The organism is Embleya sp. NPDC025285 (assembly GCF_055558835.1).
This window is the reverse complement of sequence record NZ_JBVHLU010000045.1, coordinates 44,316-64,652: the sequence shown is the minus strand read 5'-3', so window position 1 is coordinate 64,652 and position 20,337 is coordinate 44,316. Positions and strand designations below refer to the sequence as shown.

Sequence of the window (20,337 nt, the reverse complement as noted above, 5' to 3'; positions counted from 1 at the left end):
CCTCCTCGCTCGCCCGATGGGGCCTCGTTCCGGTCGGAACGGGCCTCGAATCACCGGTAGGAGCAGCCTCCAAGATCGCCGACGCCCGGACCATGGGGCGCGGCACCGACCCCACCTGCGGAAAACCACACCCCCCGCGAGTCCGCCGGGTGGGGACGGGCGCGGCCTGGACCGGGCACGCGCGGCGCCGGACTTTGCCGGAGTGTGCCGATGGTCGGGCGGGTGTTGACGGTGGTTCGGGCACGCTGTGAGCGTTTTGTTCGCTCGGGCGACGAACCCGGCGCGTGGGGTGGTCCGTTCGTCCCCGGAAGCGGAAGCGGAAGCGGAAGCGGAAGCAGGGGCGGCGGCGGTCGGATTCGTGGTCGGGGCGTGCCTTCTACCCGAGGAGCCTCGATGCATCGCAGCACGTTGACGTTCGGGTCGGTCCTGGCCCTGATGGTCGGCCTGGTGGCCGGCACGACGGCGCAGTCGACCACGGAACGAGCACGGCCCGTTCTCGCCCCCGACGCCCGGGCCGCGGCGATCGCCGCGGCCGACCGGGCGATGGCCGACACCGGCGCCTCGACCGGGACGCCCGGCGGGCACTACCTGCGCCGGTCGGTGCTGCCCTGGGTCGGCGACATCTACTCGATCTCGTACGCACGCACCTACCGCGGCCTGCCCGTGGTCGGCGCGGACGCCGCCGTGCTGGCGGACGGTCGGGGGCGGGTGCACGCCGTGCAGACGGCCGACGACGTGCGCATCGACGTCGCGACCACACCGAGCGTCGACCGGCCGACGGCCGAGGACACCGCGCGCACCCGACTGCCGGTGGTGGACCGGGTCGACCCGAGCCGCCTGGTGGTGCGGGTGGGCGCGGGCGCGGCGCACCTGGCCTGGGAGACCGTCGTGGTCGGCCGGACCGACACCGCGCCGAGCAGGTTGCACGTCTTCGTCGACGCCGGGTCCGGCACGGTGCTCGACTCCGTCGACGAGGTGCACGCCGGGATCGGCCACAGCCAGTGGAACGGCCCGGACCCGATCACCATCGACACGACACGCTCCGGCAGTACGTACACGCTGCGCGACCCGATCAGGGCCAATCTGAGCTGCGCGAAATACGGCGGCGCGGTGTTCGCCAAGCCCGTCGACGAGTGGGGCAACGGCAACCCCGCCACCATCGAGACCGGGTGTGTGGACGCCCTGTGGGCGGCGCAGAAGCAGTTCGACATGTTCCGGAACTGGCTCGGCCGCAACGGGCACAACGGCAACGGCGGGGCCTGGCCGCTCCAGGTCGGCCTGAACGACTACAACCTGTACTGGGACGGAAACAAGGTCGTGATCGGTCGCAGCACCCAGAACCAATGGATGTCGGCGATGGATCTGGTGGGCCACGAGTACGGGCACGCCATCGACCAGATGACCCCGGGCTTTCCGTTCACCGAACCGGGCCTGGCCGAGGGACTCGCGGACATCATGGGCACCCTGACCGAGGCGTACGCCAACGAGCCGGCGCCGTTCGACACCCCGGACTACACGATCGGCGAGATGGTCAACCCGTTCGGCAGCGGCCCGCTGCGCTTCATGTACAACCCGTCGATCCGCGGTGACGCGAACTGCTACACCTCGGCGATTCCGAGCATGGACCCCTACCGGGCGGCGGGCGTGTTCAACCACTGGTTCTATCTGCTCGCCGAGGGCTCCAACCCGGGCGGCGGCAAACCCACCAGCCCGACCTGCACCCCGACGCCGGTCACCGGCGTGGGTATCAAGACGGCCGCCAAGGTCGTCTACTACGCCCTGATGTCCCGCGCCGGCGGCACCAACTACCGCCAGGAACGCCGCCAGACCCTGTACGCGGCCAAGGCCCTGGACCCCACCTGCGACGTCTTCAAGAAGACCAAGGCCGCCTGGGAGGCGGTCGCCGTGCCACCCGCGGCGGGCGAGCCGGTCTGCCCCTGAACCCCTGAACCGACCGACGCCCGCCGGCTACCCGGCTACCGGTTGCCCGGCGGGCGTCCCGGGTCAGCGGCGGCTCAGCATCGGCAGGCGCGAGCGGGCCGAGTGCGCGGCGATGGTGTACCAGATCTGGACCAGGTCCACGACCCGCCCCGGGTCGGCCACCTCGCAGCGCACGGTGAGCTGGTCCACCCGCTCCGCGCCCGGCACCGCCGCCGCGACCTCGGCGGCCAGCGGGATCTGGAAGCCGACCTCGAAGACGAACGTCTCCGGCAGCGGCAACGGCTCCAGGTTCCCGGCCTTCTCCACGGCCGCCGCCGCGCCGGCCCGGATCAGGTCCTGGGCCACGGAGGGGTGCACGCTGTTCGCCGCGGTGATGCCCTCGGCCGTCTTGACCGGGACCGTGATCACGCCCGGAAACGCCGCGGCCGTCGCGGCGCAGACTTCGTTGTCGCCGGTGACCAGCCCCACCGGGACCCCGTGCTGGGCCGCCAGCAGCCCGTTGACCTCGGCCTCGGTGACGGGGCTGCCGTTGAGCCGTACGGTCGCGAAGTCGGACGAGAAGGTGTGCGCGAGCACGCCCGGGGTGGCCGCCGCCGCGTGGTAGCCGACGAACAGCGCGACGCCGTGGTTCGGGCCGAGCCCGTGCGCCATGCACTGCGCCTTGGGGCTGCCCTGGATCACCCGTGCGCGCCGGTCCAGGCTGCGCGCGAGCAGGTTGTCCATGGTGCCGTGGCTGTCGTTGATCAGGACGTTGTCCGCACCCGCCGCGAACGCGCCTTCGATGGCCGCGTTGGCCTCGCCGGTCATCATCTCCTGCGCGTTGGCGTAGCCGCCGCCTCCGGGCACGATCTGGTCGATGGTGGCGATGCCCGCCACACCTTCCAAGTCGATCGAGATGTATACGTCCATGGGTGTGCTCCCGTTCGTCGCCCTGTTCGGCCGGTCCCGCGCGGCGTGCGATGCCCTGCCGAGCATCACGCACGGTCCCCTCGCCGGTCGTTGGCGATTCGGACAGGGCCGGCGACGGTTCTTCGTCGACGACGACGAGTCAGGGGTCCGGGCCGCTGCCTACCGTGATCGACCACCGCGGTACACCCGCCGCTCTTCGAGGAGGTGCCCGTTCATGGCACGATCCATCCCGCCGCAGGCCGCCGCGACCCCGGCGTCCGGCCGGTCGGACGTACCGAGCCCGGCCGAGTCCATGCCGACCCCCGAATACCTCGAGGCCCGTCTCGCGGAACTCGCCGAGCAGGCGGGAATTCCGGGTGCGAGCATCGCCGTTCGGGTGGGCGATCGGACCGTCGCGGCGGCGGTGGGCGTGCTCGACACCGAGTTCGACCACCCCGCGACCACCGACTCGCTGTTCCAGGTCGGCTCGATCACCAAGGTGTGGACCACGACCCTGGTGATGCAGCTCGTCGACGAGGGCCTGATCGACCTGGACGCACCCGTCCGCACCTACCTCCCCGACCTGCGCCTGGTCGACGAGGACGCGAGTGCTCTGGTGACGATTCGTCATCTCCTGTGCCACACCGGCGGTTTCGAGGGCGAGCTGTACGACGACTTCGGTCCCGGACACGACGCGCTCGAGCTGATGACCGCCGGCCTGGCGACCCGGGGCGAACAGTTGTTCCCGCCGGGTTCGACCTTCTCCTACTGCAACAGCGGTTTCGACCTGCTCGGTCGGGTCGTCGAGGTGCTGACGGGCCGGACCTGGGAGACGGCGCTGCGCGAACGCATCGTGGCACCGCTGGGACTCGCCCACGTGGCCAACGACGCGGCCGAATCGATCCTGCACCGTACCGCGATCGGCCACCTGGGTGGAGCAGACGGCCCGGTCAAGGCGCCGATCCACCACATGTCCCGCGCCGGCGGCCCCTCCGGGGGCATGCTCGCGATGAGCGCGAGCGACCTGTTGGAATTCGCCGCCGCGCACGTCCGCCGAGGACTGCTCCCGGACGGGACGCGCCTGCTCTCGGAGGCGTCCGCGCTGGCGATGCGCGAGCCGCAGGTCGAGATCATCGGCGACGGCCGGCTCGGCAGGTCGTGGGGGCTGGGCTGGAATCTGTACGACTGGCCGGGCGAGGCGGTCATCGGCCACGACGGCGGCACGATCGGCCACAGCGCGATGTTGCGGGTGGTGCCCTCGCGCGAGTTCTCCATCGCGCTGCTGACCAACGGCGGTGCCCTGTATCTCGCCTACGACCTGGTCCGCGAACTGCTCGGTTCGCTCGGCGGCGTCGAGGTGCCGGACCTGCCGGCGCCGCCCGCCGAACCGGTCTCGATCGACGCCGACTACGTCGTCGGCACCTACGCGTCGCCCGCGCTGATCGTCGACGTCGCCGAGACCGAGGACGGCCTGACCGTGACCTCGCGCGTGCACGGGCCCATCGCCGAGATCGTCGGCGAGGGTTCCGGTACCTCGCGAGTGGTGGCCGCGGACGCGCGCACCCTGATCACGGCCGAGCGCGAAGGCGGCCGGCACCCGATGTACGTCTTCCTCGGGGACGGTGCACAGGCCGAGTTCCTGCACGTGGGCCGGGCAATGCGCCGGGTCCGGGGCACCGACGCCGAGCGGGGGGCCGCCGCCTCCGCCTGATCGTGCTGCGGAAACGACGTGGATCTCGACCGTCGGCGGTGCGCCGACGGTCGAGACGCTTACGGGATGTCCTGCTCGGCCCAGACGATCTTGCCCTCCGGGGTCCGGCACGAACCCCAGCCTCGGCAGAGCATGTTGATCAGTTGCAGGCCGCGGCCGCCCTCGTCGCTGAGCGAGGAGTGCTGGATCTGCGGGAGGTCGGGCCCGGTGTCGGACACCTCCACCACCAGCCGGTCGTGGCGCAGCAGGCGTAGTTGGCCCGGGGCGATCCCGTAGCGCAGGGCGTTCCCGACCAGCTCGCTGACCACCAGCTCGGTGACGTCCGAGAGGTCCTCGAGTTGCCAGGCCGCGAGCCGCTCCCGGACCAGCTTGCGGGCCACACCCGCGGCCGAGCCGTTGCCGGGCAGGTCCCACGTGTACAAGTCCGTGCCCAGGAGCGGTGGTTGGGTCGCCGCGACGAGGACGACGGCCTCGTCGAAGCGGGCGCCGCCGCCGGTGACGAGGTCGCCGAGCGCGCCCGAGTCCAGTTCGGTAGGGCTCATCGAGGCGGCCCGGGTCCGCAGCCGGGCCAGTTGTACGTCGATGTCCTCGGTGCGCGACTTGACCAGCCCGTCGGTGTAGAGCACGAGCCGACTGCCCGGCGGGACGGTCAGCCGCAGCGGGTCGTACGGGATCACCCCGGAGCCGATCGGCGCGCCGATCGGCACGTCCACGAAGGACGCCTTGCCGTCCGGGGCGACCAGCAGGGGTGGCGGGTGGCCGGCGCTGACCAGGGTGTAGGTCGACTCGGCCGGATCGTAGACGGCACACAGGCAGGTGGCGACCTGGTCGTCCTCCAGGTCGCGGGCGGCCAGGTCCAGCCGGGCGAGCATGCGCTCCGGCGTCAGGTCCAGGGCCATCAGGGTGCGGGCGACGGCGCGCAGCACGCCGGTGGTGGCTGCGGCGGACAGGCCGTGGCTCATCACGTCGCCGACCACGAGGGCGGTGCGCCCGCCCGGCAGCGGGGCCACGTCGTACCAGTCGCCGCCGACGCCGAGCGGGTCGGCGGTCGGGATGTACCGGGAGGACGCCGCCAGACCGGGGGTGCGCGGGGTGACCCGGGGGAGCAGGTTGCGCTGGAGTCGGGCCACGTGCTCGCGCTCGCGGCTGTACAGCCGCGCGTTGTCCACGTCCACCGCGGCCTTGGAGGCGAGTTGCAGGGCCAGCGCGAGGTCGGCCTCGGAGAAGCCGGGCCGGCCGCCCGCGCGGATGAAGTCGGCGGAGCCCAGGAGCACGCCGCGGGCGATCAGCGGCACCATCATGTAGGTGTGCACGCCCGCCTGGCGCAGCTTGGCGGCGGCGCTGGGGGTGGGCGCCAATTCCTCGTAGTCGTCCGGCCCGAAGCTGGAGATCAGCAGCGGCCGGCCGTCGGCCAGGGCTCGGGTGAAGCGCGAGTCCCGGTCCGGGGAGGACGTGGACAACTCGCCCACCTCGTCGGGTTCCAGATCGGCGACTCGGTCTATCGCCGCCACGGCCATCGCCCGCCGGACCGGTCGGCCTCGGCCGCTGGGGCGGTGTCCCTCCTCACCCTGGATCACCGATTCCAGCAGATCCACCGCGGCACCATCGGCCAATCGGGGGACGGCGAAGTCGGCGAACTCCTGTGCGGTGGTCTTCAGATCCAGCGTGGTGCCGATCCGCAGTCCCGCCTCGTTGAGCCAGTTGAGCTGATCGCGGGTGGCGCGGGTGCGAGTGCCCGCGGCCGGCGCCGCGCTGCGTCGACGCACGTGTCTCCGGCCGCGTCCGCCATCCACTCTCCCGCTCACCCGCACCTCTTTCCGTCGGCACCGGATCGTCGCATGCGACTCTGCCGCCCGTCGTACCCCCGAACCCACCCCACAAGTGATTCGGTCGGCCGACGCGTGGGTTGCGACTGTACCCGCGCCGACTTGCGATTGCATGGAATCGATCGAGGTCGAGGGCGCGGTCGAGTCGTTCCGTGACCTGCGCGGCGATCACCGGCCGCTCCGGATCCGGCCCATCGGGCTGGGCGCGGGGGCCGTCGAGGTGTCGAGCCCGGCGCGTCGGGGCGTGGCGGATGCGACCGCTCGGGCCCTCGCGCGCGCCGCGAAGCCGGTGGTCGGCTCGCCGAAACGTGTCGGCCGATCGGGTAACACAACGGCAGTATGGGCGAGTTCGAGTCACCAAGAGGCTCTGCGGCGGTGGCCGGTCGGTGCGTTCCAGGGGCGATTTCGGGTCGGAATCGGTGTTCGGGTTGCCGGGCCCGGAGCGGGTTTCCCACACTGGCCGGATGGTCCGTTCGGGTCGGGCCCTCACGGAAGGGAATCGATGGCACGGCACGGGGTGGGGAACGGTTCGGGCGTGGCGGCCGGGCGGACGGGGGTGACGGGGTGGGTACGGGGCTGATCGTGGCGGCGCTCGTGTTGTCGGTGGTGGCGCTGGGCGTGGTGGCGGCCGCGGTGGTCAAGGCCGGACGCCGCGAGCGCGACGGCGAACGGGCGCGGGTGGCCGACGAGCAAAGGCTGGACCGGGAGAGGTCGTTGACGTCGGTGGACGCGATGAGCGGGACCGGGTTCGAGGACCACGTCGCGGCCCTGTGTCGGCGCGACGGTTGTACCGAGGTGGCCCGGGTGGGCGGCGGCGGGGATTTGGGCGCCGATGTGGTGGGCCGACTGCCGGACGGCCGCCGCCTGGTGATCCAGTGCAAGCGGTACGCGACGCATCGATCGGTCGGCAGCGGCGACGTGCAGCGCTTCAACGGCACCGCCCGCCTCGAACACGGCGCGGACGTGCCGGTGATCGTGACCGCGACCGTGTTCACCACGCCGGCCCGCGAGTTCGCCGCGAAGCACGCGCTGACCCTGATCGACCGCGACCTGCTCGGGTTCTGGCAGAACGGCACGCCGTTGAGTTCCTTCCTGGCCCTGGACATCAAACGTTCCGGCCGCGCACGACCGCGCCGCCCCTCGAAGCAATAACGCGGATCGCCCGACCACGCGGCGGACGGCGAGCGCGGACCGGGCGGCGGACGGCAGTGCGAGTCGGGCCGAGGGATTCGACCGACTCGACGCGCCGGTCGACCCGCCGACGCCTCGGCGGGTGCTCACCCGGGGACCCGGGACGGGGCGAAGGCCAGGCCCTAGGATCGTGGACCATGTCGCTTTGGGGTCGTTTCACGTCTTCGCGCTTGCCCACGCCCGTGCTCGTGACCGATGCCGCGCTCGACGACGTCGAGATTCGCGAGATCGGGCAAAACCTCACCCTCGGCGGTGACTTCGCACCCGCGGCGGAATTGCTGAGTCGAATAGGACCGGACTGGGCGCGGCGCGCGGTCGCGGTGACCGCACTGGGCGAGGTCGCCGCCGCGCGGCCCGAGTGGCTGCGGACGTGGCGGGCCGAGCAACCCGAGTCGGCGGACCCGCTGGTGGTCACGGCCGCGGCGATGGTGCGCACGGCCTGGGACGCACGCGGCGCGGCGCGAGCCAGTCTCACCAGTGGCCAACGGTTCGCCGACTTCCGGGAATTGCTGGTCGAGGCGGACCACGCGTGCCTGCTCGCGACCGAGGCCGCCCGGGACGATCCCACCCCATGGGTGTCCTGGCTGCGCGTGTGCCGTGGACTCGGCGTTCCCCGGGACGTGTTCGAGGCCCGCTGGCAGGCGTTGTGCGAGCGCGACCCGCAACACCGCGCGGGGCACGACGCGGCATTGCAGTACCTGTGCGAGAAATGGCACGGATCGCACGACGACATGTACGCCTTCGCCCGCAAGGCCGCGGCCGAGGCGCCGGACGGCTCACCGCTGGTGGTGTTGGTCGTCGAGGCGCACATCGAGTACGCGCTGCGGATGAATTGGAACGGCGACACCGAGGACACCGCCTTCTGGCTGGCCGCCGCACAGCAGACGGACCTGGACACGGCGTTGGACCGCTACCCCGTCGACGCCGCGCCGCGCCATCCGAGCGCCCTGTCCGACCACAGCGCGCTCGCCTACGCCCTGGACAAGGCCCAACGCTGGGCCGAACTGGGCGTGCGCTTCGAGGCAACCGCCCATCAGGGCTCCCACCTGCCATGGTCCTACGGCGGAGGCCGCGTCTACTTCGAACAGGCCCACGCCCGCGCGATGCGCGCGCGCCCACGCGGTTGAGGCGGCGGGGATCTGGGGTTTGCCCGGTCCGGAGGTGATGCGTGCCCGACGGGGACGGTCGTCGACCGCCGCCCCGCGATCGCGGGACGGCGGTCGGTGCACTCGGCGGAGTGCGAGGGGTTGGTCAGGCGGTCGCCGGGCGGCGGCGACGGATCACGAAAGTGCCGACGCCGAGGACGAGTACGCCGGCGGCGCCTACCGGGAGGGCGAGGTCCGAGGCGGAGTAGCCGTCCTCGTGAGCGGCCGGAGCCGAGGCGGGGTTCGAGGTGAAGCCGCCGATCTTGCCGGACCGCTGGTAGTCCGACCCGGGGAGCTTGTCCGCGTACCGGTCGTGCACGAGTCGGCGGTAGGCGGCCACGGTGACGCCGCTCTCGCCGACCGAGTCCCGCGCGGCCGGGTTCAGGGGCAACACGCGGCCGTCGCGCACGTGGTACCACGCGGCGATCTGGGGTTCGGTGAACACCGTGTCTCCGCCCGCCCGGCGGGAGTAGCCGATCTCGTCGGTGCCGGAGAGCACGTTGCTCACCCGCCACTCGTGCGTGGCGCGATCGCGGACCGTCCACACCGTCGCCTCGACTCCGGCGGCCGAGCGGGCCTCGGTCGCCAGATAGGCGAAGTCGGCCACCGGGGCCGACGTCTTCCCCCGGACGAAGTCCGCGCTGAGCGAGTACACCGCGACCGGGTCGCCGACGAGGCGCGGGGCCTGCGCGGCGGCGGCCTCCGGGGCGACCCTCGACTGCACCACCCCGCCCGAGGGGGCCGCGGTGCGCTGGTCGAGGTGGACGAAGAACGCGGCCAGCCGGTTCGTGGTCGCCGGTGTGCCCAACGTCTGCTGGGCCAGCCCTCGGTCGGCGTCGGTCGGTGCGTCGGCGACGACCGGTGCGCCGCCGTCGGCGGCCGACGCACTGCCCACGATCGGGGTCAGGAACAACACCGTGCCGATGCCGACGGCGGCGAGCGCGCCACCGCGACGGCGCGTGCGGGAGCGCACGGGAGAAGAGCCGAGAACGGAACTCGCGTCGTGCGCAAGGCGGTTGTCTTCGGTCATCGCGCTCACGCCTCTCCGTACACGGACTCGGCCCACCGGAACTGGTAGTTGCTGACATATGAGTCGTAGTCCATCTCGCCGTAGCGCGGGCTGCTCGGCCACGGGTCCGCGTACATGACCGTCCCGTTGTCGGTGTCGTAGCCGTACAGGACGTTGGCGTGCCCGCCGCCCGAGGTCCAGTAGATGCCGACCACGATCGGCGAGTCGGCGTCGATCGAGGAGGCCACCGTGGCCAGGGGCAACGTCCCGGCGAGCCGACCGCGGCTCATCCCCAGGGCGACCCAGGCCCTTTGGATGTCGGTGAGTTCGGCGGGCCGGTTGGGACACGGGTAGCCGGCGGGCAACCCTCGGGCGTAGTCGCAGAAGTTGTTCTGACTGGTGTTCCGGCCGCGACCGAGGTAGCGCGCCACGGACAGGCCGGTGGCGGCCCAGCACCACTGGTTCTGTACCTGGGTCAGCTCGGTGAAGGGCAACTGTGCGGAGCCGTAGGCGGTGTTCGAGTCCGCCGGGGCGCTCAGGGGCGCGGCGACGGAGGGCTTCGCGGGGGTCGCCGACGCGGTACCGGCCGGCGCCGCGAGGCACACCGCGGCGGTCAGGGTCGCGCAGACGGCCCGCCAACGCCGAGGTGGGGAGGCGGGTACGGCCTCGGTGCTCCGGGACGTACCGCGATTCCGCGGAATCATCGGGTCTCCTTCTCGCCCGGCATGCGGGACACCGGGCGGAGATCGAGGGGGACGCGACCGGCGAGGGCACACCGCGAGTGGAACGGGACACGCGGTGTCGGACAACCGGGACGGCGGAGCGGGCGACATGGCGGGCGCACGCACCGACGTCCGGGATGTCGAGGAAGACCCTCACCGGTCGGCGGAGGAGGAACACCTGCAACGCTGATCCACCGCGGGTGCGGCCCGGAACCCCCGACCCGAAAGCAGGGGGTTCCCCCGTGTCCCCCTCGGCGGTCGCCCCCGCCGGGTTGACTCAGGGCGTGACGCGCAGTGCGGGCAGACGCTTCGGGGTGCCCCGGCCGGTCGAGTCCGGCTCCTCGGAGGGGTCGAGGGAGAGCCTGATCAGTTCCGCGCGGGAGCGGATGCCGAGTTTGCGGTACACCCGGGTCAGTGTCGACTCGACCGTCTTGGCGGACAGGAACAGGCGGCCAGCGATCTCGCGGTTGGTCGCACCGTCGCCGACCAACTCCGCGACGCGGTGCTCGGCGGCGGTCAGTGCCCGCGACGGTGTGCGGAGCGGGCCGTCTGCCGACTCCGGATCGTCCACGCTGGTGAGCCGGGCGAGTTCGACGCGGGTCTGCTCGAGCCAGGGGCGGGCCGCCGTCTTGTCGAAGGTGGACTCCGCGGCGCGCCAGGACGCCAGCGCGGCGGCCGGATGACGCCGCCGCAGTTCCACCGAGCCCAGCGCCAGCAGGTCGCGGCCGTGTTCGATCGGCAGACCGAGCTCCAGATGTCGCGCGGCACTCTCGCGCAGGCTCGTGGCCGCGCCCGCCAGGTCCCCGGACTCGCCCCGGACCAGCGCGTGTGCCCGGGCCAACGACGCGAGCACACCGGACCGCCCCAACCGGCCCGCCGTGTCCCGGACTTCGGCCACGATCGCGCGCGCCTGGTCGTGATCGCCCACCGCGACGAGCGCCTCGGCCAGGTCGGCCGACCACGGGATCGCCGCCGGATCGACGATCCCGCGCCGGGCGGCGATCGCCCGGGCCCGACTCAGACAGCCCACCGCGCCCACCGGATCCCGCAGGCGCCCCTGGGCCTGTCCCAGGACGCACAACGCGAGCGGCAGGTACACCAGGTCCCGGTCGGCCCGTGCGGCGCGCACCCCCTCGCGCGCCAGCGCCGCCGCGCGTGCGAGATCCCCGCCCGCGGCCTCCGCGACCGCCGCCGAGTAGTAGGCCAGCCCGAGATGGGCGCCGATGTCGCGGCCCAGGCGCAATGCCTCGTGCGCGACCGTCATCGCCTCCGCGCATCGCCCCGCCCGGACGTCGACGTCCACCTTGCCGCACAGGCCGAACAGTCGCTCCTCCGCGTCGTCGGACTCCTCGGCCCGACGCAACATCCGGTCGAGCTCGGCACCGGCGTCGACGAGGCGGTCGGCGAAGAAGTCGAGCCGGGCCTTGACCCCCCGGGGTCCGGCGTGTCGACCGGTGGGCCCCGCGTCCTGCGGGCGGGCCAGCGCGCGGGCGAGCGGCACGCACGCGTCCGGGCGGCCCTGGAGGGTGCCCACGAACGCCTGGAGCGCCAGCGCCACCTGCTCGGTGCCGCGATCGTCGGCCTGCCGGGCGATCGCGGCGGCACGGGCCGCCTCCGCCCACGCGATCGCCGAGTCACCGTCGCTGATGTGCGCCTTGCAGGCGCGCAGGTAGTGCAGTCGGGCGCGACCGCCCGGGTCGTCGCCGACCTGGGCGAAAGCCTCGGCGAACACCTCGTCCAGGTCGTGCAGGGCCTGGTTGGCGGCGTTGATGATCACGATGCAGGCCCGTACGCGTTGCCCGGGGCTCGGCCCCGACGCGAAGACCTGGTGGGCCAGTTCGCGTGCGAGTTCGAAGTCGGCCGCCGCGTACGCGTGCCCGGCGCCGTCGAGGCAACGTTCGCAGCGACGGTCGGCGTGTTCGTCGGGGGTTCGGGCGACGGCCAGTCGGGCCAGGGCCGCGGCGTCCTCGGACATACCGCGTCGACGGGCCTGTTCGGCGGCGGACATCAAGGTCGCCGCGACCCGTTCGTTCGGCGCGGGCGCGGCCAGCGCCAGGTGCCGGGCCCGATCGATCGGCTCACCCGACAACGCGGCGAGTGCCGCGTGCGCGGCCCGACGCTGCTCCGGCGAGCCGTCCGCGTACAGCGCGGCGGCGAACAGCGGGTGGGTGAACCGGAGTCGACCGTCGTCCCGGTGGGGGTCGAGGATGCCGGCGGAGGTCGCGTCGGCGAGGGTACGCCGGACCAGGTCCTCGCCCGCCCGATCCGCGGCGGCGACCCGCGCGTCGCGGGAGTCGTAGGAGAGCCCGACTGCGGTGCGCAGCAGCCCGACCGTGGGGCGGGCGGCGGCGCCGGCCAGCAGGAGCAGCCGGCGGGCCTCGGGGGCCAGACCCTCCAGCCGGGCGATCAGCAGCCGGCGCAGCCGGTCGGGCACCGGCAACGGCTGGTCGCGGTCCGGCAATCGGGCCGACCTGCGTACTGATCCGGCGAGTTCGAGCGCGTACATCGGGTTGCCGGCGCTCGCCTCGTACACCTGCCTGCTCAGCCAGTGCGGCAGGGACCGGTCGGGGAGTCGATTTGGGTCGAGGTCGTGGTCGAGGTCGTGGTGGTCCAGGAGGTCGCGGGTCTCCGACAGGCCGAGCGGCGGGAGTTCGAGTTCGGAGGGTGTGCCGGGACAGAACCGCGTCCCGTGGATCGGGCCGGCGGGTGGGTCGGTGGTCTCGGCGACGATCACGCGTACCCGGGTCGGGTCCAGGCGGCGGGCGGCGAACGCGAGCACTTCGGCGCCGGCCGCGTCCATCCACTGCGCACCGTCGATCGCGACGTGCACCGGAGTGGCGGCGGACAACGCGCGCAACACGGTGAGCACGCCCAGCCGCAGCGCGAGCGGGTCGGGGCCGTCGGGTCCGGGCGGTTCGCGGCACAACACGACGCGAATCGCGGATCGTTGCGGGCAGGGCAACGCCTCGATCACCTCGTCCGCGACCGGATCCAGCAGGTCGGCGAGCGAGGAGAAGGCCAACTCCGCTTCGGCGGAAGTCGGTTCGGTGTGGAGTATGGGGACGCCGCGGGCGGCGGTGGGGAGCAGCGAACGCAGCACGAACGTCTTGCCGATGCCGGCCGGCCCGTGCAGGACGACACCGCCCTGGGTGAGTCGGCGGCGGGCCAGCACCATCAGATCGTGCCGCGTGGGATCGGTGTGCGCCAAGAGCCGTCCTCCCCATGCCGAATCCGGATGCGGGTCCACCGAGTCTACGCGGGGCCGACGCACCGCTCACCGACGATGGCCGACGAGTGGAGCGCGAGGCGGGAGTTCGCGCGATCGGCTCGATGTGACACCCCAATCGGTTCGGCAACGGCGGTACGAACCGCGCCGGTTCGCGCGTGCCGGCTCGCGCGGGTTCGCGTGCCGGCTCCCGTGCATCCGCCGGCGCGTGCCGGTCGTCGCGTCGGCTGCCACGCACCCGCCGGTCCGTACCGGCCCCGGCTGCCCCGCCCCGCCGGCCGGCCCCGCCTCCCGCCGCCCCCGTGCCGGCGATCCCGCTTCCGTGATGCCGCTTCGGCATCGTTTTGCCGCGCGTGGCATGTGCAATCCATGGGTTGCGCCTCACGAGACGATGTGCAACCCTGGGGTTGCATTGCATGATGGTGATCAACGATGGAGGAGTACCTCATGAGCGAGGACCGGATCGAGCGCGAGACCCTGATCGAGGCTTCCCTGGAGCGGGTCTGGGCGTTGGTTGCCGAGCCCGGGTTCTGGGTGGCGGACAAGGCGAGTCTGCCCGGGACCGTGGCCAGGGAGGGCGAGTCGCTGGTGGCGAAGAACCCCGAGTACGGCGACTTCCCGGTACGGGTGGAGAAGGTCCGGCCGCCGACCTATCTGGCGTACCGGTGGGCCAGTGCCTTCCCCGGCGAGGAACTGCGCGAGGACAACAGCACCCTCGTGGAGTTCACGCTGAGCACGGAGGGCGACAAGACGCGGCTGCGCGTGGTCGAGAGCGGGTTCGCGTCGCTGGGTGGTTCCGAGGAACTGCGGGGCAAGGCGCTGCGGGACAACAGCGGCGGCTGGCCCCAGGAACTCGACGCCCTCAAGTCGCGCGCCGAACAGCCATCCGCGTGACCGAGGAACGCCACGGCGGCGACCGGGCGGTGGACGGCGTACTGGTCGCGCTGGCCGACCCGACGCGCCGCCTGTTGCTCGACCTGCTTGCGGCGCGGGGTGAGGCCACCGCGACCACGCTCGCCGAACGACTGCCCGTCTCGCGGCAGGCGGTGGTCAAGCACCTGGCCGTGCTGGACGCGGCCGGGCTGGTCTCCGGCGGCCGAGTGGGCCGCGAGGTGCGGTACACGGTGCGGCCCGAGGCGTTGGACGCGACGGCGCGCTGGATGGCCTCGCTCGCGGCCGACTGGGATCTGCGCCTGGCGACCATCAAGCGGATCGCCGAGGCGGCGGAACGGGACGAGGGATAGCCCGTCCATGCACGCGACGTCGGCGGCGGCCTTGTCCACCACGGGGGCGGACAAGGCCACCGCCGAGTTGTTCGGGGTGACGGTCACCCGTGCGGACACCTGCATCGCGCGTTGTGTGGCCGGCAGCGGCGTCACATTGGCGAGCACCTTCGCGAAGCTGCCCCGCCCGCTTCGGTAGGGCCGCAGCAGGTTGTGCATCTCCTGTTCGCCCGTCGAGGCTGACGGTGAACCGCGAATCCGTGCCGCTCGAAGAATGTGCCGTCGTCGGACGTGCGCGCGTAACGACCACCTCCCGCGCGAGGGCCGTGCGGGCCACGGTGACGCGGGAGGTGGTCGTACGGTGTGGCCGCGGCGGTTCAGCCGCGGAGTTCGGACCGGACCTTGTCGATCTGGCCCTGGACGAGGTGGTCGGCGAACGCCGGCACGGTGGTGGTGTTGTCCTCGCCGGTCGCGCGCAGCTGCACCACGGTGGTGCCGACCCTGGCGACGGCCTGGGTCATCGGCGCGGCGTCCGGCCCGAGCCGCAACATCGAGGAGATCTCGATGCTGCCGGGGCCGTAGGCGTCCGGCCGCACACCGAGCACCGAGTACTCGGCCGTGCCGCCGTCGACCTGGAAGGTGAACCGCTTACAGGTCTTCGCGGCGGTGAGGTAGGTCGACCACTGGCGGTCGAGCTGCTCGTTCGGGTAGCTGCTCAGCACGATGTCGGTGTCGGGTTGCACGACTCCCCGTGGCCCGGTGCCACCGATGAGCTTGCGTTCGATCGTGGCGACGCTGGTCCTTCCCTGACCCAGCAGCGGTTGGCACTTGGGGTCCGAGACGGTCGGCACGTCGCGGTTCTGCGGCTCGGCCGTGCCCTTGACGCTCATTCCCGCCGGGAGTTCCTGGGCGTCGAGGAGCGCGGCCACCAGTTGGGCCTTGGTCGCCGGGGTGTTGCCCGCGGGTGGCCCGGTCCGCGGGGGCGTCGGGGCGACGGACTTGTCGTCGACCGGCTTGGGATCCGCTGAGCCGCCGGCACTCGGTGTGGCGTCGCCGGGCTTGCCCGGCTGGGTCGAAGCGGCTTTCGGCTCGGCCGTCTTGGCGTCGTCGGATCCGAACTCGCAGGCGCCGAGGCCCGCGACCAAGACAAGCGTGGACAGCGGCAGCGCCGCCCGGCGTACGTATCGACGGACCGCGTGCCTGGACATGACGGAGTTTCGCACCGTTTTCCCCCGGATTCGGTGTTGGGGCGGAGACGAGCCGCGGACCCCGTCCCCCGGAGCGGTCCACGTACGAAACGCCTGTGGCGGCCCGTCGTCACTGGAAGCTAGCCGTCGTCGGCGGTCATCCGCCTCGCTGTTACCGGTTCCGCACACGGCCGAGACGGCTTCGGAAACTGTCGTCGCGGCATTCACCCTGGTCCGCGTGCCGCAGCGCGGCAAAAGCAGCGGACGTCCACGACCGGCGGTGTCATGATGCTCGATCATGGACGACTTCACACCGAGTCACGAGACGCTCGCCGCCATTGCCGCTCGGCACGGAGTCAGCGTCGGGGCGGTGGGGTCGATCCTCCCCGGGGCGGCCAATCACGTCTACGCGCTCGGTGACGACCTGGTCCTGCGCGTGCCGCGTACAAGGCGGTTCCTCGTCGATCTGGTCAAGGAGGCCGCCGTCATCCCTGCCGCGCGACGTGCCGGCGTGCGCACGCCCGACGTCGTCGCGTTCGACGACACCTGTTCGTGGGTGGACGTGCCCTACATGGTGCTCGAACGCGCGGCCGGCGAGGACCTTGCCGGGCTGCAACCGTCCGCCGCGGACACGGAGCGTGTGCTGCGCGAGGTGGGCCGGGAACTGGCCAGGCTGCACCGGGTGTCGCCGGACTCGGCCGGCGCGCCGGCCGGGGTTCCGGTGGATGACGACGCCGGGGATCCCCGGGTGTTGGTGCGCCGCCTGCGCTCCGGTGGCTGGATTGATTCCGGGACGGCCGACTGGCTCACCGGCTGGTTCGAGCGGCTGTCGGTACACCTGCCGGCGGACCCACCCCGTGTCCTGGTCCACGGGGATATCGCCGCCCAGAACCTGCTCGTGCGTGCGCGACCGGCGGCCCTGACCGGCATCGTGGACTGGGGCGACGCCCAATGGGCGGACCCGGCAACGGAGTTCGCCAAGATTCCGTTGACCGGAGTCGCGGCGATGCTGGACGGATATCGGCAGGAGACGGGTGAGCAGGCTCCGGCGGGCTCCGGCCCGCGGTCCTGGGAGGCCCGGGTACTCCGGGTGCACCTCACCTGGGCCCTGTACCGCGTGCCGGACCGCACACCACAACCGGGTCGACGGCACTGGAGCGCGCCTCCGGCCGGCCGACTGCTCGGCCTCCTGCGCTTCTTCGCCTCGGGACCGCCGAGCCCGTGGGCGGAACTCGCCTGACACACCCACGGCGTCGACCTCGGCATCGACGGCGAAGGTCGAGTGGTGAGCACCCCTCGACGACCTCGATCTCGCCGGACCTGTCCTCGGCCACTGCCGACGGGCGGTGGGTGGCTACCGTTCGTCCCTGGCACGCGGTGACATGCCGAACGCGGCCATGACGGTGTCGATGTAGGTGTGCGTGTCGTCGTCGGGAGCCGCGTCGACGCGCCGCAGTGCCGCCGTGCCGAGGTAGACGGCGTAGGCAGCGGCGGCGGCGTGCCGGGCCTGCTCGGGGGATCGACCGAGTTCGACGAGGCTCGGCAGCCCGGACGACGAGCTCTTTCCCCACGAATGGGGAAGCGTTCGGGCACCGGAGGGAATCCGCGGCGGCGCACCGTTCCATCACCGCGGCATGCTCTGCCGGATCGAGGCCGCCGAGCCCGGCCGCCGCCTGTGGATCGCCTTCCCACCCGACCACGGCGGTGAGCACGGCTTCACCCTCACCCGGGCGTCCGGCGGCGGCACCGTGGTCACCCACACCCTGCGCGTGCGCCAACGGGGCGCCGAATGGTTGTCCTGGCTCCTGGTGCCATCGCCCGGCGTGCGGAGCGCCTCGCCGCGAGCCGCTGAGGGCGGGGGGCCGGCCGACGGAGGGGCTACTTGCCGACGGGCACCAGCAGAATGGGCGCCTTGGCGTGGTGGAGCACGGCGTGCGTGACCCGGCCCAGGTTGGGGCCGAAGCGGCCGGTGTTGCGATGGGCGGCCAGTACCACCAGCTCGGCGTCGGAGCTCGCGTTGGTCAGGGCGTGCGCGGGGCTGTCGATCACGACCTCCTCGGTCACGACGACGTCGGGGTACTTCGCGCGCACGGGCTCCAGCGCGGCGGTCAGGGTGGTTTGCGCGACCTCGCGCCAGTCGTACATGGCCGGGGCGTAGCCCGCGCTGCCGGCCGCCATCGCCGGGTAGCGCCACGCGTGCAGGGCGTGCAGCGGGAGTGCCCGGGCCTGCGCCTGGTGGAAGGCGGCCTCCAGGGCGGGGGTGCAGTCGACGTCGGAGATGCCGACCAGCACGGGCTTCGGGGTATCGCCGCCGGCCGTGTCCTGGTCGGGGTGCACGACCAGGAGCGGGCAGCGGGTGGTGGCGGACACCGGGAGGCTGACCGAGCCCATCAGCAGGCCGGCGAAGCCGCCGAGGCCCCGGCTGCCGACGGCGAGCAGGGCGGCGCGGTCGCTCGCGGCCTCCAACGCGTCGATGGCGTTGGCGAGTTCGACGGTGGCCAGGACGGACAGGCCGGGCCGGCGCAGGCGGGCGCGTTCCGCGCCCCGGTCGACGACGTCGCGGGCGTCCGCGCGCAACTGCTGCCCGAAGCGGTCGTCGGCGCCGCCGAGTTCGACCCATTCGAGCGCGTACAGCACTTCCAGGGTGGTGTTCCGGCGGACGGCCTCGTCGGCGGCCAGGTCGACGGCGCGTTCCGCACCGGGCGAGCCGTCGAAGCCGACGACGACATGCCCGTGCAAGGGAGTGGGTTCAAAGGTCGAACCGGTGGATGTCGGAGCCTGGTTCACGGCGGATCCCTTCGGTACGCGCGGGTGGGCCCGGGTGGGCCGACCTGGGGCCAGTCTCGGGTGTCGAGGGGACGGAACACAGGGCCGTAGGTCCCGTTTCGGGTGAGCCGGTGGGCCCTGCGGACGCCGTTCGGCGGCGGGGTGGTCATCCGCCGGGTGCGTCAAGTGCCACGATCCAGCGGGCGGCGCGCCGGCGCGAGCGGGACACGAGGTCACCGATGGGTCGCGGAGGCGTCGGTGCCGCCGAGCGGGTGATGCGCTTGCCGTCGGCGTACGCCCACCGGCCGCCCGCGGGCTGCTGCGCACATTCGCGATGGGGACGCGGTGTACGGGTCAGGCTTCGCGCCGCGGCGGCGGAGGCGATGGCGGGGCCGCGTCGGCCTCCGCGTGGGGACGCGGGCCCGGGGACTCCTGGATGAGGTGTCCGGTGACCAGTTCCGTGGTGATGCGGAACCACGCCTGCCCCTCGTCCTGCGCGCCGATGGTCGGCACCAGGTCGTCCAGGCGGGCGACGGCCGACGGGTCGCGGACCAGGGAGGCCTGACCGGTGACCGTCGCGGTCCAGCCGGTTCGGGCGGACGGGTCCACGCGGTCGGCCTGGAACGCCACCACGGAATCGCGCGCCGCCCTGGCCAGCCGCGAGTCGAGCGGGGCCCGGAATACGACGTACTCGCGGTCCAGCGCGAAGGGCACCAGGTAGACGGCGGGAAGCGCGCCCTCGCTGACGACGACGCGTCCCAGGGGCGCACTCGCCATCAGGTCCAGCGTCTCGCGGCGGCCGAGGGGACGTCGCGTCCCGGCGTGTTCGTTCATTGCTCAACCCTGGAGTCCGGGCACTAGCGGAAACAGGGCCGAACGGCCCTGATTCCGCCGATCGTGCCGAAACCGCCGGATCCGACGACGGGCACCGCGCCGAGCGTCCCCGGGACCGGTGCCGGATGTCCCGATCCGTTGGCCCGCTCCGACCTTCCGCGCGACCACCGGTTCACCCGCTACATGCACCATTGGTCACCGTGCAGGGACTCACCGTGCCGTACGGCCGGGGCCGGGCAAAGGCCGGGGCCCCGTGAGCGCAGGTGCGCTCGCGGGGCCCCGGGTGTCGGACGCGGAGGAGCGGCCGAGATCGGTGAGCGTGTGCGGTCAGCCGTGGTGGCCGCCACCACCGTGCTGCGGAGCCTCGTGGTGCCGGTCGCCGTGCTCGTCGTCGCCGTCGATGTTGGCGCAGAAGTTCCCGAACGTGGGGTTCACGAAGCCGACAAGGTTGAGGCTGTTCCCGCAGATGTTCACCGGGATGTGCACCGGCACCTGGACGTTGTTGCCCGACAGGACGCCGGGGGAGCCGACCGCGGCGCCGTCCGCCTCGGAGCCCGCGCTCGCCGCGCCGGCGCCGGCCATCACCAGCGCGGCGCTGCCCGCGACCATCACACCGGTCTTCTTGAACGTGTTCACTGCATTCTCCGTATCACCCACCCGCGCCACCC

17 protein-coding genes are annotated in these 20,337 nt (G+C 72.7%); 8 read left to right on the top strand and 9 right to left on the bottom strand.

Annotation, left to right across the window (positions count from 1 at the left end; translation table 11 throughout):
• Positions 1 to 393: 393 nt before the first annotated feature.
• Positions 394 to 1,941: a M4 family metallopeptidase gene (locus ACZ4FV_RS27710; RefSeq protein WP_465323529.1), complete on the top strand. Its 1,548-nt coding sequence runs from the start codon at positions 394 to 396 to the stop codon at positions 1,939 to 1,941.
• A 63-nt stretch (positions 1,942 to 2,004) separates the two neighbouring features.
• Here the strand turns inward: ACZ4FV_RS27710 and ACZ4FV_RS27705 are convergent, their stop codons facing one another.
• On the bottom strand, positions 2,005 to 2,850 hold the full coding sequence (locus ACZ4FV_RS27705) for a M55 family metallopeptidase (protein ID WP_395865234.1): 846 nt from the start codon (positions 2,848 to 2,850) through the stop codon (positions 2,005 to 2,007).
• A 214-nt stretch (positions 2,851 to 3,064) separates the two neighbouring features.
• Here ACZ4FV_RS27705 and ACZ4FV_RS27700 point away from each other — a divergent pair, with 214 nt between their 5' ends.
• Positions 3,065 to 4,540 (top strand): serine hydrolase domain-containing protein, encoded by a 1,476-nt coding sequence (locus tag ACZ4FV_RS27700; RefSeq protein WP_402237014.1) that lies wholly within the window; start codon positions 3,065 to 3,067, stop codon positions 4,538 to 4,540.
• Between the two features lie 59 nt (positions 4,541 to 4,599).
• Here ACZ4FV_RS27700 and ACZ4FV_RS27695 read toward each other — a convergent pair whose 3' ends face one another.
• Positions 4,600 to 6,306 (bottom strand): ATP-binding SpoIIE family protein phosphatase, encoded by a 1,707-nt coding sequence (locus ACZ4FV_RS27695; RefSeq protein ID WP_395865230.1) that lies wholly within the window; start codon positions 6,304 to 6,306, stop codon positions 4,600 to 4,602.
• Positions 6,307 to 6,930: 624 nt separating this feature from the next.
• Between ACZ4FV_RS27695 and ACZ4FV_RS27690 the strand changes: the two genes are divergently transcribed.
• Together ACZ4FV_RS27690 and ACZ4FV_RS27685 are read left to right on the top strand one after the other, a co-directional pair.
• Entirely contained in the window at positions 6,931 to 7,518 is a 588-nt protein-coding gene (locus tag ACZ4FV_RS27690; protein ID WP_331771694.1) for a restriction endonuclease, read from the top strand.
• Positions 7,519 to 7,727: 209 nt separating this feature from the next.
• A complete protein-coding gene (locus ACZ4FV_RS27685) occupies positions 7,728 to 8,684 on the top strand; it encodes a hypothetical protein (protein ID WP_395865227.1) in 957 nt (318 codons plus the stop codon).
• A gap of 124 nt (positions 8,685 to 8,808) precedes the next feature.
• Here the strand turns inward: ACZ4FV_RS27685 and ACZ4FV_RS27680 are convergent, their stop codons facing one another.
• From ACZ4FV_RS27680 to ACZ4FV_RS27670, 3 genes are all read right to left on the bottom strand, one after another.
• Positions 8,809 to 9,732, bottom strand: coding sequence for a hypothetical protein (locus ACZ4FV_RS27680; RefSeq protein WP_465323528.1), 924 nt, complete (start codon positions 9,730 to 9,732; stop codon positions 8,809 to 8,811).
• 5 nt (positions 9,733 to 9,737) lie between these two features.
• Positions 9,738 to 10,415: a papain-like cysteine protease family protein gene (locus ACZ4FV_RS27675; RefSeq protein WP_465323527.1), complete on the bottom strand. Its 678-nt coding sequence runs from the start codon at positions 10,413 to 10,415 to the stop codon at positions 9,738 to 9,740.
• Between the two features lie 295 nt (positions 10,416 to 10,710).
• Complete coding sequence (locus ACZ4FV_RS27670; RefSeq protein WP_465323526.1) at positions 10,711 to 13,641, bottom strand: helix-turn-helix transcriptional regulator; 2,931 nt, start codon at positions 13,639 to 13,641, stop codon at positions 10,711 to 10,713.
• 465 nt (positions 13,642 to 14,106) lie between these two features.
• On the opposite strand from ACZ4FV_RS27670, the gene ACZ4FV_RS27665 reads away from it, so the two are divergent.
• Genes ACZ4FV_RS27665 through ACZ4FV_RS27655 form a run of 3 tightly spaced genes read left to right on the top strand, consistent with a single transcriptional unit; the run spans position 14,107 to position 15,081 of the window.
• On the top strand, positions 14,107 to 14,553 hold the full coding sequence (locus ACZ4FV_RS27665; protein ID WP_395865219.1) for an SRPBCC domain-containing protein: 447 nt from the start codon (positions 14,107 to 14,109) through the stop codon (positions 14,551 to 14,553).
• Positions 14,550 to 14,903 (top strand): ArsR/SmtB family transcription factor, encoded by a 354-nt coding sequence (locus ACZ4FV_RS27660; RefSeq protein ID WP_395865217.1) that lies wholly within the window; start codon positions 14,550 to 14,552, stop codon positions 14,901 to 14,903. Before ACZ4FV_RS27665 ends, ACZ4FV_RS27660 begins: the two co-directional genes overlap by 4 nt.
• A 7-nt stretch (positions 14,904 to 14,910) precedes the next feature.
• A complete protein-coding gene (locus ACZ4FV_RS27655) occupies positions 14,911 to 15,081 on the top strand; it encodes a hypothetical protein (protein ID WP_465323525.1) in 171 nt (56 codons plus the stop codon).
• 178 nt (positions 15,082 to 15,259) lie between these two features.
• Here ACZ4FV_RS27655 and ACZ4FV_RS27650 read toward each other — a convergent pair whose 3' ends face one another.
• Positions 15,260 to 16,090 carry a hypothetical protein gene (locus ACZ4FV_RS27650; protein WP_465323524.1) on the bottom strand — a complete coding sequence of 277 codons (831 nt, stop codon included), beginning with the start codon at positions 16,088 to 16,090 and terminating at the stop codon, positions 15,260 to 15,262.
• A 277-nt stretch (positions 16,091 to 16,367) separates the two neighbouring features.
• Here ACZ4FV_RS27650 and ACZ4FV_RS27645 point away from each other — a divergent pair, with 277 nt between their 5' ends.
• Positions 16,368 to 17,309, top strand: a complete 942-nt coding sequence (locus tag ACZ4FV_RS27645) for a phosphotransferase family protein (RefSeq protein WP_402237023.1) — start codon at positions 16,368 to 16,370, stop codon at positions 17,307 to 17,309.
• A 638-nt stretch (positions 17,310 to 17,947) separates the two neighbouring features.
• Here ACZ4FV_RS27645 and ACZ4FV_RS27640 read toward each other — a convergent pair.
• The 3 genes from ACZ4FV_RS27640 to ACZ4FV_RS27630 form a co-directional block, all read right to left on the bottom strand.
• Entirely contained in the window at positions 17,948 to 18,856 is a 909-nt protein-coding gene (locus tag ACZ4FV_RS27640; RefSeq protein WP_465323523.1) for a universal stress protein, read from the bottom strand.
• Positions 18,857 to 19,189: 333 nt separating this feature from the next.
• The gene (locus tag ACZ4FV_RS27635) at positions 19,190 to 19,669 is read right to left on the bottom strand and encodes a pyridoxamine 5'-phosphate oxidase family protein (protein WP_395865205.1); all 480 of its coding nucleotides are present in this window, start codon (positions 19,667 to 19,669) and stop codon (positions 19,190 to 19,192) included.
• Positions 19,670 to 19,996: 327 nt separating this feature from the next.
• Positions 19,997 to 20,305: a chaplin gene (locus ACZ4FV_RS27630; RefSeq protein WP_395865203.1), complete on the bottom strand. Its 309-nt coding sequence runs from the start codon at positions 20,303 to 20,305 to the stop codon at positions 19,997 to 19,999.
• Positions 20,306 to 20,337 lie beyond the last annotated feature (32 nt).